We start from the raw sequence: 16,870 nt of genomic DNA, 5'->3' as shown, positions 1-16,870 counted from the left end.
AAACTGACGCCCGCCCGTTCTAGTTGCCGTGATCGCAGTAACATTCCATCGTTTCAATCGCCGCCAAATGGTGACGAAAAGTGCTTTTTGCCCCTACTGCATTGACCGTCTTCATCTCCTGTGCCTAAATAAAAAACAGCGAATCCCCGCGATCACCAGGAAAATGAAGGATAATGTCCTCTATCACTCATAAACGACGAATATCCATCAGGCGCCGACGAAGTAGCACCGCCCAGGTCGCCCGAACTGTTCTCATCATCAGTCTCCTCATCCTTCTCGGCCGTTTTGCCTACTCAGCTATTGGCGCATTTTTCCACCACCAGGAAAAACAGCAGCAACGCATTGAACAACCGTTGACGACAACGACTAACCTTCCCCCTTCCCAACGGGAGTAGGGCTCGCACTCCCGTTCTCCCTTGTTATTATGCCAACATGGCGCAGTTTGCCGATGATAATCGCCGAAGCAGACTTTCGGTGAGGAATGTTGCCGGCCATATCCCGAAGTCACTCGCTGATCAATAACGAGCTTCCCCCACGTACCCTATTTTCTCCGCTGTTCTCCTGTTTGTACTGCATTAATGCCATACTTGATTCTATAGCTGTGTCATCAAACCCAGGAGCAGGAGGCATACAAATGGCGAGTGGTTGGTCTAACGATGGCGCCGTTCAGGATCAGATTGATGCGACGGTGGATGACGCCGTTGCACATGCCCGCAGTCAGTTACATCAGGGTGATAGCGCGCAATATTGCGAGGCGTGTGGAGAGCCTATTCCCGAAGCCCGCCGTACAGCATTAACGGGGGTTCGTTATTGCGTCGATTGTCAGGAAAAACGGGATCGCAAAAACACACTCATCAGCGGCTATAACCGCAGGGGCAGCAAGGACAGCCAGTTAAGATAAACACGGAGCTGCTCGCGCAACCCCGCAGCAGGAACTACCTTACCACCAGCACCGTCGTCTGGGCATGACGAACAATCGCGGCGGCATTGGAGCCTAACAAATAGGTTTTAACATTTGGGCGACGCGAACCAATCACAATCAGATCAGCCTCGATTTCTTGCGCCAATTCCAGCACCTCATCGCGCGGTATCCCAAAGCTAATACTATGGGAAAGCTTTTCAGGCGGCAGGTCGATCGTGCTCACCAGCAAGTGTAGTTTCTCATCCGCCTTAACCACCGCTTCGTTTTCAAACTCTTTGATACCGAATGAATAGGCCGACATAAATGCCGAGGCATCGGGCAAGGCATGAAACAGGTGTAGCTTTGCATCGGCTAGCTTTGCCAACATCACTGCATGGGAAAGCGCTTTTTTGGTCAGCTCTTCTTCATCAATGTCCACAGGCACCAGGATAGTCTTGTACATAAAAGCTCCCTAGGTTTATCAACTCGACACTGACAGCGTAGACCCGATTGACGTTAAGCGACACGGATTTTTAAGGTATTTGTGAAGCGACGCGATATTTAAAAAAAACACATTACCAATAAAATACAATGAGTTATATATTTACAATTGCCCTCGATTCGTCATGGCGCTAGGCTTTGTTCTTCCGCTTCGATGTCGGCCCCTCATGTATGAATACCATTAATGCGCTGTTCCTCCGATTATCACGCTCACGCTTTCGTCAGCGTTTTCATTTAGGCCCCAGGGAACGCAATTATTGCTTCAGTAAAGGCAAAGAGGTGATTTCATCCCACGCCGCAGAGTTTATTGCCCAACGGCTGGCACCCGCATTGCCGGCCAACGATGGCAAACAGACTCCGATGCATGGGCATCCAGTATTCATTGCACAGCATGCAACCGCTACCTGCTGCCGCGGATGTTTGGCCAAGTGGCATGGTATCCCGCAACAACGGGCGCTGACTGAACAGGAACAACGCTATATCGTGGATATTATCCTGTATTGGCTTGAGAAAGATCTGCTAGACGGCGGGCAATGAACTCTCAGCGTCGCCCGTTTTCACATCCCACTCCTGCAAAATCCGTTGCGTCTCTTTTACCCATAGTTGATTGCCGGGAATGATGAAATCCGCCCACACCTCGTTATGCTGTGCAATCAATTGCGCGGCACTAACCGCACGGCGATCTGCCGTGGTATGCGCATCCGCGGCGACAGTCTGGGCATATCCCCGGCTAGCGGCATTTTTTATTGTCGCATCAACACAATAATCGGTAGCACAACCACATACGGTGAAATGATGTACCCCAAGCTGCTCCAGCGTAGCGGCCAATTCGGTACAGTAGAATGCATCACAGGCTGTTTTATTGATATAAATGGCATTTTTCGGGCGATGGAGTTCCGGTAATAGTTGCCACCCTTCGCTTCCAGGCTGCATCGCCTCATCTACATGAAGAATGAACAATGTTCTATCAGCAGCATCAATCAGCTGGTTGATCCGCCCGACTACCGCATCTTTCTGGTAACGAGATGTCTGAAACACTGAGTTTTGCATGTCAATAACCATCAACAGCTGCATCTTTTTCTCCTGCATGCTACTCGGCATGCGCATAATTTTTGCCGCTACCGAGGCAACAATAAGGATGGAAAGCCATTCATCATGAGCATATGCATATAGATGTACAGAAACCCATAATTCTCTGATCCTAATGAGGAAGAGAGCACACAGGCCTGTTTGAAAAAACAATAAAAACGAAAAAAGCCAGCATTTCTGCTGGCTTTTTCGAATTCTGGCGGAGGAGTAGAGATTCGAACTCTAGAACGCTTTCGCGTCGCCGGTTTTCAAGACCGGTGCCTTCAACCACTCGGCCACTCCTCCGCAACGACGCGAACTATAAACAGACTGCCCGATATTGTAAAGCGACCACCGGCTCAATCGCCTGAAAAATAGTCGATACGGTACCAAAAGCATATAAAACCGTCATTATGTTCAGAAAGCGACGATAATTCAGCGTAAAGAAGGGTAAAACACCTTTAATTGCACCGCGCAACTACTTACTCTCTGAAACAAATGGCACCCTGAAGAGAGAGAGTCGTTATCATGGATCGCATCGTTGTTTCCTCGACACGTGAATATTCCCTGCTCAACACGCATAAAGTGCTGCGCAACACCTATTTCCTGTTGTCGATGACGTTGGGCTTTTCCGCGCTCACCGCTACTCTGAGTACGGTATTCCAACTACCGGCACCCGGATTGATTTTGACGCTGGTCGGATTTTACGGCCTGATGTTTCTAACCTATCGTCTGTCTGATCGCCCGGCTGGCATTCTGGCGGCATTCGCGTTGACTGGGTTTATGGGGTATACCCTCGGCCCGATCCTCAGCGCGCTGATTAGCGCCAACGCGGGCGATATCATTATGTTGGCACTAGGTGGCACGGCATTGGTCTTCTTCTGCTGTTCCGCTTACGTACTGACGACCCGCAAAGATATGTCATTCCTGTCTGGCATGCTAATGGCCGGATTTGTCGTCTTACTGGTCGCCGTCATCGCCAATCTGTTCCTTAACCTGCCGGGGCTGCAGATGGCAATCAGTGCGATGTTTATTCTGTTCTCCACCGGCGCCATCCTGTGGGAAACCAGCAATATCATCCATGGTGGGGAAACTAACTATATCCGGGCGACGGTCAGCCTGTATGTTTCCATCTACAACCTGTTTGTCAGTTTGCTGAGCCTGCTAGGCATGTCGCGCAGCGAATAGCGACAACGAGAATGAAAGTACATCATCAAGGGCGCCAATGGCGCTCTTGAGCGTTTTATGCGCCAGTGAACCCCAGCAGTACGATGCTCGCCATGACGAAATTTGTTAGCATGAGGACGCTTTTCATGGTGATCGAGGTGATATGTTAACGTTTGAAGGCCGGGTTATCGAAACCGATACCCAGGGATATCTCAAAAATACCCGCGACTGGCAGGAAGCAATGGCTCCAGAGTTGGCAGCCCAGGAAGGAATTGAACTTACGGAAGCACACTGGGAAGTGGTGCGTTTCGTTCGCGCATTTTACCTGGAATTTAATACATCCCCAGCAATTCGTATGCTGGTAAAAGCTATGGCGCAAAAGTACGGCGAAGAAAAAGGCAACAGCCGCTATCTCTATCGGCTTTTTCCTAAAGGCCCCGCTAAGCAGGCCACTAAAATTGCGGGTTTACCCAAACCGGTAAAATGCATCTAGCCGTCAGTAACGAATGCCAAAACCCTCAAAATCCGCGACAGCGCAAGGCTCCACTAGCACCCGATCCACTCTGGCATAACGTGGCCCGCCTTGCCTGAGCCAGTTGATTAACTGTTCGACGGCCTGCGGCTCGCCACAGGCAACGACTTCAACGCTGCCATCGTCGCAGTTCCTAACGTAACCGCACACCCCCAGTCGTTGCGCCTGCAATTGGGTGTGATAGCGAAAACCGACACCCTGCACTACCCCATATACCCAGGCAATCATCGAGACAGTCGGCATTGACATTCCCCCTTGGAAAACACATCTCATGAGTACAAAAATGCACCACAGTTAACGCATTTGGATGCCAGCAGACACTATGCTGTAAACAAGGAGAATCTTTGCTGGCAAAGACGGTAATAACGAGAAACAAGACTGCCTGACAACTTGAAAACCGCGTATCTCCCCCAACTTAGGATATGTACTACGTTTCTCAGGAGGTCATATGATTATCTGTAAATTTGCCATCGGACAACAGATTCGTCATAAGCTGCTGGGATATCCCGGGGTAGTTATCGATATTGATCCCGAGTATTCACTTGAGCAACCCAAATGGGAAGAACTCGCGACGAACGATACCTTACGCACCGCGCCTTGGTACCATGTGGTTATGGAAGACGAAGAAGGCCATCCCATACACACTTACCTGGCCGAAGAGCAACTGATGGATGAAACACTGAACCAAAGCGACCACCCGTCGTTGGATGAGTTGTCTGAAACCATTAAACGCAGGGCTCCACGGCTTCTGCATTAATCAGAACAGACGCAGGCTTTATCACCACCGCGTACGTAATAAAGCCGAGCAAGGGTTATTTCTCCATTCCCAGTCTGGGTATCTCAATTTTTGGGCAGCGATCCATCACGACTTTTAGACCTGCGTTATGTGCAAGGACGGCGGCCTGCTCGTTGATCACGCCGATTTGCAGCCACAATACCCGAGCACCAATCGCAATCGCTTCCTGAGCAACTTCCCAGGCGGCATCAGGTTGCCGAAACACATCAACCATATCAATAGGATACGGGATATCGGCCAACGACGCATAAACCGGTTGCCCCAGCAATGACTGCCCTGCCAGTTTGGGGCTTACCGGAATCACCTGATACCCCTGCGCAAGTAGATAAGCCATCACGCCATAGCTGGGTCGTGTAGCTTTTTCGCTGGCCCCAACCAATGCAATGGTTTTGACCTGAGCTAAAATGGATTTGATATCACTGTCTTGCATAGTTGTCTCACCTTGCGATTCGGCCACAGAGATTAAGTGTAACGTAAATGTCTGACGGCAGACCGCGCTCTGCACCGCACATTCATCGTCCAGTACGTTTCCTTTTGTTCTTGTTTGTCCATATCCATTGCCAGCAGCCACATCGAAACAATAAAACCACATGGTGATAAATGGTAACGCACCACCAACGATAATCTCGACTCCAGCTGGCAGTATTGTTTGTTTTACAATCAATTAACCTCATTTTTGAAAAGGCGTTCGCATTTTTTCGGTTCGCCGCTTTTCACCGAAATAAGGTTTCCGTAATCTGTGAACATCTCACCGTTCGAAGGATGTCACCATGGAGTTCACCACCCGTACGATAGAAGTGCATAAGCATATTGCGCTGGTCGCACATGATCACTGTAAACAAACGCTGCTGGAATGGGTCAGCACCAATAAATCGCAGCTCTCAGAACACCACCTGTACGCAACCGGCACTACAGGTAATCTGATCCAGTTGCATACCGGTCTGCCCGTTAGAAGTATGATGAGTGGCCCGATGGGGGGGGATCAACAGGTGGGCGCCCTGATTGCCGAAGGCAAAATCGACATGCTGATGTTTTTTTGGGATCCTCTGAACGCCGTGCCTCACGACCCAGACGTCAAAGCCTTGTTGCGGCTGGCTACCGTGTGGAACATTCCGGTAGCCAACAATCGCGCAACCGCAGACTTCCTGATTAACTCTGCGTTGTTCAAACAGAAAGTCGATATCACGATCCCCGACTATCAGCGTTATCTCCATACCCGGCTGAAGTAATTCCATTCATGTGACGACAGGGAGATTCATCCGCCCTGTCGTTTGTTCATCATCCCGGTTTACGTTGCTTAGGCACGCCCAAACCATGTAGCTGTTCGACAAAAACCGACGGTTTCTCCCGGTCATACAATAACCAGACCTGATGTCTGGCCCGGGTAAGCGCCACATACAGCAACCGACGTTCTTCCGCATCAGGAAACGGCTCCAAAGCCGGCAACAATATCTCTTCCAGCAGAGATTCCCGGCCAGGAGCGGGGAAACCATCGCTCCCTTCATGTAGCCCGACAATGATCACATAATCCGCCTGCCGCCCCTTGCTGGCGTGAATGGTCATAAAATCAACGTTCAGGTTGGGCCATCGGGTATCCGCTTTTTGCAACACATCAGGTCGCAGATGATGGTACCGAGCCAACACCAGAATGCGCTCCTGCTCCGTGACATAACCACTCATTTTATCCAGCAACGCCTCAAGCTGCTCATCCGGCAATAGCGCAACCGAACGTCTGTCTCCATCCCGCAAGCTGTTGAGGGATTTTTTCAATTGCGCCGGATTCTGTTGAATAAACTGATTGGCGATCTCGCCGATACGCCGGTTGAAGCGGTACGTCGTATCCAACACGCATTGAGCACCGATGCCAAAGTGATGCTCGAACGAGGTGGTCAGAGAAAGTTCCGCACCACTGAAGCGGTAGATAGCTTGCCAGTCATCGCCGACGGCAAACAAACTGGTGCCGCTGTTCTGCCGTCTTAACGCCGACAACAATTGTGCTCGTTGCGGCGAAATATCCTGGAACTCATCAACCAGAATATGTTTCCAGGGATTGATGAACCGTCCTTTTTCCAGGTAGTTGATTGCCTGATGGATCAAACCGGAAAAATCAACGGCACCTTCGTCTTTCAACGCCTTCTTCCAGGCTTTCAACAAGGGGGCCATCAACCGCAGACGCTGTTGCACTGCGGGACGCACCTCTTCATCCACTTGCTCCACCATCTCACTCTGCGTACCGCCATGCATACGCATTAATCCCAACCAACGCTCCAGCCGTCCCGCTACCCGCCCCGACACAACGGGATCATGCCAATAATCCCCTTCCGGCAACCCCCATTCCATTTCGTCCGATAGCCACTGGCGCCACCCTTTAGCCTGTGTCTTTTTTTCCGCACATTGCTGCTGCCACTGTTGCAGCAGAAACGAGCGACGAGCCTCTGCATCAGTTTCAAGCCGGCTAATGACAGGAGCATTTCGGCTACACTGCTGGATGATGTGCAACGCCAACGCATGGAAAGTCTTGGCCTGAATCTCTTCAGTATGCAAACGCTCACGTACACGTCCATTCATCTCTTCTGCTGCTTGTCGGCCAAACGCCAGCAACAGTATTTGCTCTGGCCGCGCCTGTGCGCTGCGCAGCAACCATGCCGCCCTCGCCACCAGCACCGACGTTTTACCGCTGCCCGCTCCGGCCAAAACCAACACGGCATCCTCACCGTTGATCACGGCCCGAGACTGGCTGTCGTTCAACGGCGAAGATTCTACTGATTCAAAAAAAGTCCGTTGCTGCACTAAGGTATCGTCAGCCCAGCGCTGATTGGTTTGCTGACGCAAACGTTCCCCATGATCCAGCCAGCTCTGACACAGGCGATAGGCGTCACGACAGCGTTCAAATTCGTCCAGACGTGTCAACGGCAAGGGGATAGCGGAAAAACAATGTCGAATATCCTGTTGCAGCTGCGCCAACGCTTTACGGGTAAACCAGTGCCCGGTAGACGCCCACTGTGCAATGGCTTGCACCTGCTGTTGCAAAACCGATGTGCTGATCTCCCCCATCTCATGGCTCCACGCCATCCAGGACTGAAGTAAATAACGGTGAAACTGTTGCGTTTCCTGCCATTCGGTACCATGGAGCCGGACGACCTGACCATCCGGTAATTCAAACTCCAGTTCCCCCCAAATCAGTCCTTTTTTGCAACGGATCGCCTGCAATTGATTAAATGGAATCAGATATTCATGGCGCTCACCACTGACACGCACCCCCGCATTCAGCAATTCCACCCGATTGTAGGGATGCTGTGCCAAATGCTTACCCAAAGCAGTCGATTTCAGTTCCATAATCCCTGCGCCATCACTGCGAAATTATTATTTATGCTCATAGTGTAACCGCGATATCAGCTCAGGCTCCAGGCATAAAAAACAGGTTCAAATAGCCTGATTAATAGTAAGATAATTCACTTACCACGGTAATTTTCGAACCTGTAACGGGATACTATGCGTAGCGTACTTAATGTTCTGAATTTCGTGCTGGGAGGGTTCTTCACTACCTTCGCCTGGCTATTGGCGACCTGCATCAGCATCATTCTGGTGTTTACACTGCCATTGACACGTTCCTGTTGGGAAATCACCCGTCTGTCGCTGTTTCCTTACGGTAACGAAGCCATTCATGTTGATGAATTGCATCCGGATGGGAAGAATTCGCTGCGCAATGCCAGCGGAGCCCTGCTCAACGTATTTTGGTTTATCTTTTTCGGCTGGTGGCTGTGCTTATCTCACATCTGCAGTGGTATCGCCCAGTGTCTCACCATCATCGGTATTCCTGTCGGCATCGCCAATTTCAAAATTGCTGCGATTGCACTCTGGCCGGTAGGTAGACGAGTGGTATCAGTGGAAGAAGCCCGGGCAGCCAGAGAGGCCAATGCCCGTAAACGTTATCAGTAGGGATCATCGTGCACGTCAACGTCGGTACTGGCTTACGCCGTTTTATCTACAACAGTAGTGGGTTATATAACCTTAGAATTCTACTGGCGCTCAGCGGCGCCGCTATCGTTCCCTGGTGGTTGGGAGCGCCCACCAGCACTATCCCATTAACCTTGGGCGTAGTCGCGGCCGCGTTGGCTGATCTTGATGATCGATTGTCCGGCAGGTTGTTCAACCTACTGATTACTTTGATTTGTTTTCTGGTTGCATCCATTTCCGTCGAACTACTTTATCCTTACCCTTGGTTCTTCGTCATCGGCCTGGCGGTTTCCACCTGGGCGTTTATCCTGCTGGGCTCGCTGGGGCAGCGTTATGCCACTATCGCTTTTGGCGCGTTATTGATCGCGATTTACACGATGTTGGGCGCATCGCTCTATACCAATTGGTATCAACAACCACTTTTGCTCTTTATCGGCGCACTCTGGTACAACCTGCTGACGCTATCAGGCCACTTGATTTTTCCGATTCGACCTCTGCAGGACAGTATCGCTCGTTGTTATCAGCAACTAGCCAGTTATCTGGACGCCAAGTCTACCCTGTTCGACCCTGATAATGACGACACACACCAGACACTTATCGCTGTCACCATGGTTAACGGAAAAGTGGTGGACATGCTGAATCAAGCCAAAGCCACACTGTTGACGCGATTACGCGGCGATCGCGGCCAGCGAGGAACACGCCGCACGTTGCACTACTATTTTGTCGCGCAAGATATCCATGAGCGGGTCAGCTCCGCCCATATTCAATATGAACAATTACGTCAGACGTTGCTCTATAGCGACGTTCCTTTTCGCTTTCAGCGCTTGCTAACCCTGCTTTCCCATGCCTGTCAGCAACTCTCGCAGTCCATTTTGCTGCAGCAGAAATATCAGCACGAAGCACGTCTGGAAAAAGCATTCTCGCGGTTGGATATCGCTATCGATCGGCTGTCGATGCAAGGCGTAGATGCTTTGCACACTAAAGCGTTGCGTTACCTGCTTAATAATCTGCGCGCTATCGATGCACAGTTGCTCAATATAGAGTCGGAACAAACGCTTGAACGGCACAACCATAGCCTCGCCACCGAAAGTTCATTGTCAGACGATAAAATCACCGGCTGGAGCGATGTGCGACTACGAATCAGTCGTCATCTGACGCCAAAATCCGCGCTGTTCCGCCATGCTGTTCGTATGTCGCTGGTTCTGTGCGCCGGCTATGCGTTTATTCAATTCTCCGGGCTGCAACATGGTTACTGGATCCTGCTGACCAGTCTGTTTGTCTGCCAACCCAATTACAGCGCGACCCGCCGTCGTCTGGCCTTACGCATTATCGGGACACTGGCCGGGGTGCTAATTGGTGTTCCATTGCTCTACTTCGTCCCGTCTATTGAAGGACAATTGCTCTTGATCGTCATCAGCGGGGTTCTGTTCTTTGCGCTGCGTACCGTACAGTATGCGCAGGCGACCTTGTTCATCACCCTGTTGGTTTTGATGTGTTTCAATCTGTTGGGGGAAGGTTTCGACGTGGCGCTTCCACGGGTCATCGATACTTTACTTGGATGTGGTATAGCTTGGGCAGCGGTGAGTTTTATCTGGCCCGACTGGCGATTCCGGGGATTGCCGGCCGTCATTAGTAAAGTATTGAACAGCAACTGCCGTTATCTGGATGCCATTATGGTGCAATATCACCAGGGCAAAGATAATGGCCTTTCCTATCGGGTAGCCCGTCGGGATGCCCATAACAGCGATGCAGAACTGGCATCAGTTATCGCCAATATGTCCGCCGAGCCTCATACCTCATCAGAAGGAATGGAACGGGCTTTCCGGTTAATGTGCCTCAACCATACTTTCCTGAGTTACATCTCGACGCTAGGCTCACATCGTGAACGCATCACCTCGCCAGACGTTTTGCAGCTTCTAAATGATGCCGTTTGCTACGTAGAAGACGCCTTATATCAGGATACGCAGTACCAGCCAAAGCTGGCCGGAGAACGCCAGATATTGGAACAACGCCTCCGCGATCATGCTCCAGAGCAGGACAGCAAAGAGCAACTGGTGCTGCAGCAGATACGTTTGATTATCAGTTTGCTTCCTGAGTTGACACAGTTGAAAAATGAAATACTGGCGGAAGAAACACAAACTCAAGCACAGAGTTAATTGACGCTTTAACTTCTTATCGATCGTTCATACGCTATGCGCTTGCCCACAGGAATACCAGAATACTGTGGGCAAGCGCATATCATGCCGACGCAATCAGTGTTTATGCCGTTTGTTCGAGTGAGGTTGATTACTTTCGTACCATTCCAGCAGTTCTCGTCGCATAACTGCGGGCAATGCTGCCTGATGTATGCCGCAAATCGCTCCGGCCAGAGCCAGCAATATATTGACGCTGAGATTTTGTTTGACCGCTCTCATCCGCAGATAGCAACTTTTGGCACCCAGTTGACGCAGATCGTCAATATTTTTAATACCTGCTTTCCAAAGCAGGCGTTCAAGACCATGGTTGAGGTTTGGCAAATCCTTTAGACGGGCAGATTGTACCTTGGCGATTTTATCGTTATTGGCGCCTTGCAGGGAAAAACGCGCCAACTCCAGCAACGTTTGCTCGCTTTGCCACAGAGCATCGTCAACCAAATAGTAATTAAGCGGAATAGGAATGCCTCTCTTGGTATAAATCAAGCCTGGCATCTGACGGCCCTGAAACAGGTGTTCGTTTAACTTTGAGGCTCGCAGATAAAGCTCGCCATGAGCCACCAATGCAAAAATAACCTGATTAGCCGCGATACTATAACCGCCAAACTGGGAGCGAGATGTTATTTTTCCCAAAGGTGCAAGCACCGTTTTAGACTGCAAAATCCTCTTTTCACATAACTTTTTCATTACTTATTCCTTGTATTGAAAGGACATTCCTGCTTTTTAAAAACATTAACAAAATTAACAATTAATTAATCACAGCAAAACTCTCACATCAAATACAAAACGTGTTATTCATACGGTTACGATCAGATTATGCGAAGCGCTTTCAGAAATTACGGTTGATCTTTGCTCACACAACAGATACTGTACACACATACAGTATCACTGTGAGGCAGAAAATCATGCGCCATCAAACCATTCACTCTCGTCCGTTTTTTCAGGCCCCCCATCAAGGGCAGCAGATACCTTCCATTTCACCAGGCTGCGGTGTTATCAGTGAAATTGTTTATGGGGGTGAACAGCCTGTATTTGCTCCGTTGTTGCTACCTCTACTACAGCAGTTGGGAATGCAGTCTCGCTGGTTATTGTGGTTATCGCCACAACAGAAACTCAGTCGTCCCTGGTTACAGCAGTCAGGTCTTCCACTGAATAAGATGATAGCGTTCCATCATCTTGATCCGGCTTATATCGTCGATGCCATGGAAAAAGCGCTAATAACAGGAAATTACAGTGTGGTGTTGTGCTGGTTAAATACTGAAGTGAGTGATGAACAAAAAATGCGATTACGTCATGCGGCACAACATGGAAATACCTATGGATTTATTATTCGCTCAGAGGAAAAATCAATTGAAAGGCCATTTTCCACACTGAAAATTCACTCGCGGCTGTATCATTGAATAAATTAAGAATTTTCTCATCGGAATGGGTTTGAATGAAAAAATTCACAGCAAAATAGCATTCATAGTCTTGTTGCGGATTTTGAAAATAAGAAATTAGACCACGCAAACTGCCAAAATTATCTATTATTTGTTAATAAATATGTATGTTCTACTAGCTTTTTCAGAACTCACATCACATCACGCTTGTAACTTTCTCACCACGTTGTAGACTTTAGCACGCTGGAGTTGCCCTTCCTCATATAACGTCAGGTTACTGATGATGTGTAATAATATAAGGGCAGTACCTCCAACAAGAATTTTAACCAAGGGCACATTGGATCTGAAAACCAATTGCCAGTTTGGATGATAATGAGGCGTAAAAATGAAAAAAACAGCTATCGCGATAGCAGTGGCAGTGGCTGGCTTTGCTACCGTAGCGCAAGCCGCACCGAACGATAACACCTGGTACGCAGGCGGTAAACTGGGCTGGTCTCAGTTCCACGATACAGGCCTGAACGGCAGTGGTTATCAGACCACCAACGATGCGCAGGAAAATCAACTGGGTGCTGGTGTATTCGGTGGTTACCAGGCTAACCCTTATTTAGGTTTTGAGATGGGCTACGATTGGCTTGGCCGTATGAAATATACCGGCGTAAACCGTGGCAATTTCAAAGCTCAAGGCGTTCAATTAGCCGCTAAGCTGAGTTATCCGATTGTTGACGATCTGGATGTTTATACTCGTCTGGGTGGTTTCGTATGGCGTGCAGATAGCCATGACGACGTTTCTGGCAATAGCGGTCACGACACCGGTGTTTCTCCTTTGGCTGCAGTGGGTGTTGAATACGCTATCACCAAAAACTGGGCTACACGTCTGGATTACCAGTGGGTGAACAATATCGGTGATGCTTCCACTGTAGGTGGTCGTCCTGATAATGGCCTGCTAAGTGTAGGTGTTTCTTACCGTTTCGGTCAGGAAGCTCCGGCACCGATCGTTGCCCCGGCACCGGCTCCAGCGCCGACCCCAGCCCCGGCACCTGTTGTGCAGACCAAACGTTTCACGCTGAAATCTGATGTGTTGTTTAACTTCAACAAAGCGACTCTGAAACCTGAAGGTCAGCGTTCTCTGGATCAGTTGTATACCCAGTTAAGCACTATCGATCCGAAAGATGGTTCCGTAGTTGTTCTGGGCTTCACGGACCGTCTGGGTTCTGATCAGTACAACCAGGCACTGTCTACCAAACGTGCGCAGAGCGTTGTTGATTACCTGGTTCACAAAGGCGTTCCAGCTAACAAGATCTCTGCTCGCGGTATGGGTAAAGCGAATCCGGTCAGCGGTTCCACCTGTGCTAACGTGAAAGCTCGTGCTGCACTGATCGATTGTCTGGCCCCGGATCGTCGCGTAGAAATCGAAGTTAAAGGTATCAAAGACGTTGTAACTCAGCCTCAGGCTTAAGTTTTCGTCAATACCCGACGAGTAAGCGAATAAGTATCTTCAAGCATTCGTTTGACTCCAGTAAAAAACCACCTCCCGAGGAGGTGGTTTAACGCTGGCAATAAAAACAGCCCTTGATCAGGGCTGTTTTTATATCTGAACATGGATGAATTAGCCTCGGACCCTCTATTGGCTCAATCCCACCTAATACATCCACCCTCATGTATTCATGCTGTCTCTCATCTGAAAATACAGTCCGCCCCCCAAAGCAGTCATTAGGCGGTATTGTTGACACCCTACCCTGCCGGCAGCATCTTTCCTGCTTTCTTCGTTGTGTAACTACATGAGATTTAAGAACCGCGTCAACCTAGCTTACCAGGCGCTAGCGCCATCAATCAGCGATATATCCTGTGCAGTTAGAGTCAGTCGCGTCGCTGATGCCAACTCTTTTACCTGATCGACCGTAGTCGCACTGACAATCGGCGAAGTCACTTCCGGACGAGCAATCAACCAAGCCAAAGCGACCTGCGTAGCTGTCGATCTATGTACCGTCGCTACCTGTTCCAGCGCATTCAGGATAGCCAAACCGCGAGGGTTCAAATAACGTGCGATGATGCCCTGGCCACGCGGGCTTTTCACCGCGTCTTCCGGCACACGATATTTTCCGGAGAGAAACCCGCTGGCGAGAGAATAATAACCAATCACGCCTAATTGCTCTGACTTCACAATGGGAGATAGTGTTTCTTCATAATGCCGACGGTCGTATAAATTATATTCAGGCTGTAATGTTTCATAACGCGCTAAATGGTTTTCGCGACTGATTTTCAATGCCTCAGCTAAACGGTCGGCTTCATAATTTGAAGCCCCAATAGCGCGAACCTTACCTTCCCGAATTAACGTATCGAATGCTGCAAGCGTTTCCTCAAGCGGAGTCTCTTTATCATCCTCGTGAGATTGATACAGATCGATATAATCGGTTTGCAGACGACGCAACGATGCTTCAACCGCCTGACGAATATACGCGGCAGACAGCCCGTGTCGACCTTCGCCCATATTTTTACCGACTTTGGTAGCAATAATAACCTTGTCGCGATTGCCGCGTTTTTTCAACCAATTGCCGATGATAGTTTCCGATTCTCCGCCACTATTTCCTGGCGCCCAGGTTGAATACACATCTGCCGTATCGATAAACGTCAACCCTTCGGAGACCAGCGCATCCAGAATCTGAAACGATGACGACTCATCAACCGTCCAGCCGAACACATTCCCGCCAAACGTCAATACCGGCACGCGAATCCCCGAATGGCCAAGTTCACGGAATACATCTGAAACAGGCATAGTCCATCTCCTTGTTGAACCCATATTTCCCAAAAAAGGGAAACAGCTATACTTCCGATCAGTGCCGTTAGATGAAATTTCATGCCAGACGGCAGACAAAAGCGAATGCTATGAGACCAAGGCTTTAGTTTAGGTTATTTTCCAAGATATAATTCAGCTTTTGCGTCGTTCATCTCATTTTAGGCGCATCTGTTACATAAAATGACGACCAAAAATCGGCCCTAGTCATGTTTGGAGCAAAAATGTCCAATATCCTTCACTTCGTTCTGGCCTTAGCTGTTGTTGCCGCCTTGTCGCTACTGGTGTGTCGTGACAAAAAAGGTATTCGTGTCAGATTCATTATTCAGTTACTCGTTATCGAAATTCTATTAGCGTATTTTTTCCTCTATTCCAACGTAGGCTTAGGTTTTGTAAAAGGCTTTGCATCGCTGTTTGACAAACTGCTCAGCTTTGCCGGCGAAGGCACCAATTTCGTCTTCGGTAAAATGAGTGATCAGGGATTGGCGTTCTTTTTCCTGAAAGTGCTATGCCCCATCGTATTTATCTCCGCGCTGATCGGCATCCTGCAACACATCAAGGTTCTACCGTTCATCATTCGTCTGATCGGAACCATCCTGTCCAAAGTCAACGGTATGGGGAAATTGGAATCCTTTAACGCCGTCAGCTCGTTGATCCTTGGCCAGTCTGAAAACTTCATCGCTTACAAAGACATACTAGGCAAGATGTCGGAAAAACGGATGTACACCATGGCAGCAACCGCCATGTCAACCGTCTCCATGTCCATCGTAGGCGCCTACATGTCGATGCTGGATGCCAAATACGTGGTCGCAGCGCTGGTACTCAACATGTTCAGCACCTTTGTCGTACTTTCGCTGATCAACCCCTACCGTGTGGACGAAGAACAGGAATTGCAATTAAGCAACCTGCATGAAGGTCAGAGCTTCTTTGAAATGCTGGGGGAATACATTCTTGCCGGTTTCAAAGTGGCGATTATCGTCGCGGCTATGCTAATCGGCTTTATCGCGCTGATTTCCGCTGTCAACGCCCTGTTCAGCACCATTCTTGGGCTGAGCTTCCAGGAGCTATTGGGCTATGTCTTCTATCCATTTGCCTGGATCGTCGGCATTCCCAAAGAGGAAGCATTACAAGTCGGCGGCATTATGGCCACCAAGCTGGTTTCCAACGAATTTGTCGCCATGATGGAACTGCAAAAAGTAGCGGGCCAACTGTCTCCGCGCAGCGTGGGTATTCTGTCCGTTTTCCTGGTGTCTTTTGCTAACTTCTCATCGATCGGCATTGTTGCCGGCGCCATCAAAGGCCTTGATGAAAAACAGGGTAATACCGTTTCCCGTTTCGGTCTGAAACTGGTGTATGGCTCCACACTGGTGAGCTTGCTCTCCGCCGCTATTGCCGGTCTGGTACTGTAACCAATTATTTTTCCGATTGACGCTCTCTAAATCAGCCCCGGCAAATACCACGCCGGGGCTTTTTTTCTCTACAAACACTGACATATCTTCCATATTTCCTCCATTTTTGTTCTGCTGGTTGCTGTTTAAACTAGTATCGTTACATACCTCAAGCTTTCATAGGCTTATCAGCGGCCT

The 16,870-nt window shown here is 49.3% G+C and carries 18 protein-coding genes and 1 tRNA gene; 11 read left to right on the top strand and 8 right to left on the bottom strand.

All coding sequences use genetic code 11. The annotated features are described in order from the left end of the window. The first annotated feature begins 634 nt into the window (after nucleotides 1–634). Entirely contained in the window at nucleotides 635–901 is a 267-nt protein-coding gene (locus HEP82_RS06930; protein ID WP_192457415.1) for a DksA/TraR family C4-type zinc finger protein, read from the top strand. A 34-nt stretch (nucleotides 902–935) separates the two neighbouring features. Here HEP82_RS06930 and HEP82_RS06925 read toward each other — a convergent pair whose 3' ends face one another. After that, the gene (locus tag HEP82_RS06925; RefSeq protein WP_015854359.1) at nucleotides 936–1,364 is read right to left on the bottom strand and encodes a universal stress protein; all 429 of its coding nucleotides are present in this window, start codon (nucleotides 1,362–1,364) and stop codon (nucleotides 936–938) included. Nucleotides 1,365–1,573: 209 nt separating this feature from the next. Between HEP82_RS06925 and HEP82_RS06920 the strand changes: the two genes are divergently transcribed. Then, a complete protein-coding gene (locus HEP82_RS06920; protein WP_192457414.1) occupies nucleotides 1,574–1,939 on the top strand; it encodes a DUF4186 domain-containing protein in 366 nt (121 codons plus the stop codon). On the opposite strand, the gene HEP82_RS06915 is transcribed toward HEP82_RS06920, so the two are convergent. Beyond that, nucleotides 1,922–2,476, bottom strand: coding sequence for an isochorismatase family protein (locus tag HEP82_RS06915; RefSeq protein ID WP_192457413.1), 555 nt, complete (start codon nucleotides 2,474–2,476; stop codon nucleotides 1,922–1,924). The two genes, HEP82_RS06920 and HEP82_RS06915, sit on opposite strands and share 18 nt — an antisense overlap. 212 nt (nucleotides 2,477–2,688) lie before the next feature. Next, a tRNA-Ser gene (locus tag HEP82_RS06910) sits at nucleotides 2,689–2,776 on the bottom strand. 222 nt (nucleotides 2,777–2,998) lie between these two features. On the opposite strand from HEP82_RS06910, the gene yccA reads away from it, so the two are divergent. Further along, complete coding sequence (gene yccA / locus HEP82_RS06905; protein ID WP_192457412.1) at nucleotides 2,999–3,658, top strand: FtsH protease modulator YccA; 660 nt, start codon at nucleotides 2,999–3,001, stop codon at nucleotides 3,656–3,658. A 142-nt stretch (nucleotides 3,659–3,800) separates the two neighbouring features. Then, nucleotides 3,801–4,130 carry a sulfurtransferase TusE gene (tusE, locus tag HEP82_RS06900; protein ID WP_192457411.1) on the top strand — a complete coding sequence of 110 codons (330 nt, stop codon included), beginning with the start codon at nucleotides 3,801–3,803 and terminating at the stop codon, nucleotides 4,128–4,130. Between the two features lie 3 nt (nucleotides 4,131–4,133). Here the strand turns inward: tusE and yccX are convergent, their stop codons facing one another. Beyond that, nucleotides 4,134–4,412, bottom strand: a complete 279-nt coding sequence (yccX, locus tag HEP82_RS06895) for an acylphosphatase (protein ID WP_192457410.1) — start codon at nucleotides 4,410–4,412, stop codon at nucleotides 4,134–4,136. A gap of 205 nt (nucleotides 4,413–4,617) precedes the next feature. Here yccX and hspQ point away from each other — a divergent pair, with 205 nt between their 5' ends. Next, nucleotides 4,618–4,926 carry a heat shock protein HspQ gene (hspQ, locus tag HEP82_RS06890; protein WP_192457409.1) on the top strand — a complete coding sequence of 103 codons (309 nt, stop codon included), beginning with the start codon at nucleotides 4,618–4,620 and terminating at the stop codon, nucleotides 4,924–4,926. 55 nt (nucleotides 4,927–4,981) lie between these two features. On the opposite strand, the gene HEP82_RS06885 is transcribed toward hspQ, so the two are convergent. Beyond that, on the bottom strand, nucleotides 4,982–5,395 hold the full coding sequence (locus HEP82_RS06885) for a CoA-binding protein (protein ID WP_192457554.1): 414 nt from the start codon (nucleotides 5,393–5,395) through the stop codon (nucleotides 4,982–4,984). A 340-nt stretch (nucleotides 5,396–5,735) separates the two neighbouring features. Here HEP82_RS06885 and HEP82_RS06880 point away from each other — a divergent pair, with 340 nt between their 5' ends. Then, nucleotides 5,736–6,194: a methylglyoxal synthase gene (locus HEP82_RS06880; protein WP_192457408.1), complete on the top strand. Its 459-nt coding sequence runs from the start codon at nucleotides 5,736–5,738 to the stop codon at nucleotides 6,192–6,194. A gap of 49 nt (nucleotides 6,195–6,243) precedes the next feature. Here the strand turns inward: HEP82_RS06880 and helD are convergent, their stop codons facing one another. Beyond that, nucleotides 6,244–8,301: a DNA helicase IV gene (gene helD / locus HEP82_RS06875; RefSeq protein ID WP_192457407.1), complete on the bottom strand. Its 2,058-nt coding sequence runs from the start codon at nucleotides 8,299–8,301 to the stop codon at nucleotides 6,244–6,246. Between the two features lie 156 nt (nucleotides 8,302–8,457). Here helD and HEP82_RS06870 point away from each other — a divergent pair, with 156 nt between their 5' ends. Both HEP82_RS06870 and yccS read left to right on the top strand, forming a co-directional pair. Then, the gene (locus HEP82_RS06870; RefSeq protein WP_192457406.1) at nucleotides 8,458–8,904 is read left to right on the top strand and encodes a YccF domain-containing protein; all 447 of its coding nucleotides are present in this window, start codon (nucleotides 8,458–8,460) and stop codon (nucleotides 8,902–8,904) included. Nucleotides 8,905–8,912: 8 nt separating this feature from the next. Then, nucleotides 8,913–11,078 carry a YccS family putative transporter gene (gene yccS / locus HEP82_RS06865; protein WP_192457405.1) on the top strand — a complete coding sequence of 722 codons (2,166 nt, stop codon included), beginning with the start codon at nucleotides 8,913–8,915 and terminating at the stop codon, nucleotides 11,076–11,078. Between the two features lie 96 nt (nucleotides 11,079–11,174). Here the strand turns inward: yccS and HEP82_RS06860 are convergent, their stop codons facing one another. Then, nucleotides 11,175–11,801 (bottom strand): TfoX/Sxy family DNA transformation protein, encoded by a 627-nt coding sequence (locus HEP82_RS06860; protein ID WP_192457404.1) that lies wholly within the window; start codon nucleotides 11,799–11,801, stop codon nucleotides 11,175–11,177. Nucleotides 11,802–12,019: 218 nt separating this feature from the next. On the opposite strand from HEP82_RS06860, the gene sulA reads away from it, so the two are divergent. Beyond that, the gene (gene sulA, locus HEP82_RS06855) at nucleotides 12,020–12,514 is read left to right on the top strand and encodes an SOS-induced cell division inhibitor SulA (protein ID WP_192457403.1); all 495 of its coding nucleotides are present in this window, start codon (nucleotides 12,020–12,022) and stop codon (nucleotides 12,512–12,514) included. Between the two features lie 364 nt (nucleotides 12,515–12,878). Continuing rightward, complete coding sequence (gene ompA / locus HEP82_RS06850) at nucleotides 12,879–13,949, top strand: porin OmpA (protein WP_192457402.1); 1,071 nt, start codon at nucleotides 12,879–12,881, stop codon at nucleotides 13,947–13,949. A 351-nt stretch (nucleotides 13,950–14,300) separates the two neighbouring features. Here ompA and HEP82_RS06845 read toward each other — a convergent pair whose 3' ends face one another. Next, nucleotides 14,301–15,266: an aldo/keto reductase gene (locus HEP82_RS06845; protein ID WP_192457401.1), complete on the bottom strand. Its 966-nt coding sequence runs from the start codon at nucleotides 15,264–15,266 to the stop codon at nucleotides 14,301–14,303. A 242-nt stretch (nucleotides 15,267–15,508) separates the two neighbouring features. Between HEP82_RS06845 and HEP82_RS06840 the strand changes: the two genes are divergently transcribed. Then, on the top strand, nucleotides 15,509–16,693 hold the full coding sequence (locus HEP82_RS06840) for a NupC/NupG family nucleoside CNT transporter (RefSeq protein ID WP_015854383.1): 1,185 nt from the start codon (nucleotides 15,509–15,511) through the stop codon (nucleotides 16,691–16,693). The last annotated feature ends 177 nt before the right edge of the window (nucleotides 16,694–16,870 follow it).

The organism is Musicola keenii (assembly GCF_014855505.1).
GTDB lineage: Bacteria > Pseudomonadota > Gammaproteobacteria > Enterobacterales > Enterobacteriaceae > Musicola > Musicola paradisiaca.
The sequence above is the reverse complement of the archived record's forward strand: the minus strand, read 5'-3'. Positions and strand labels throughout refer to the sequence as shown.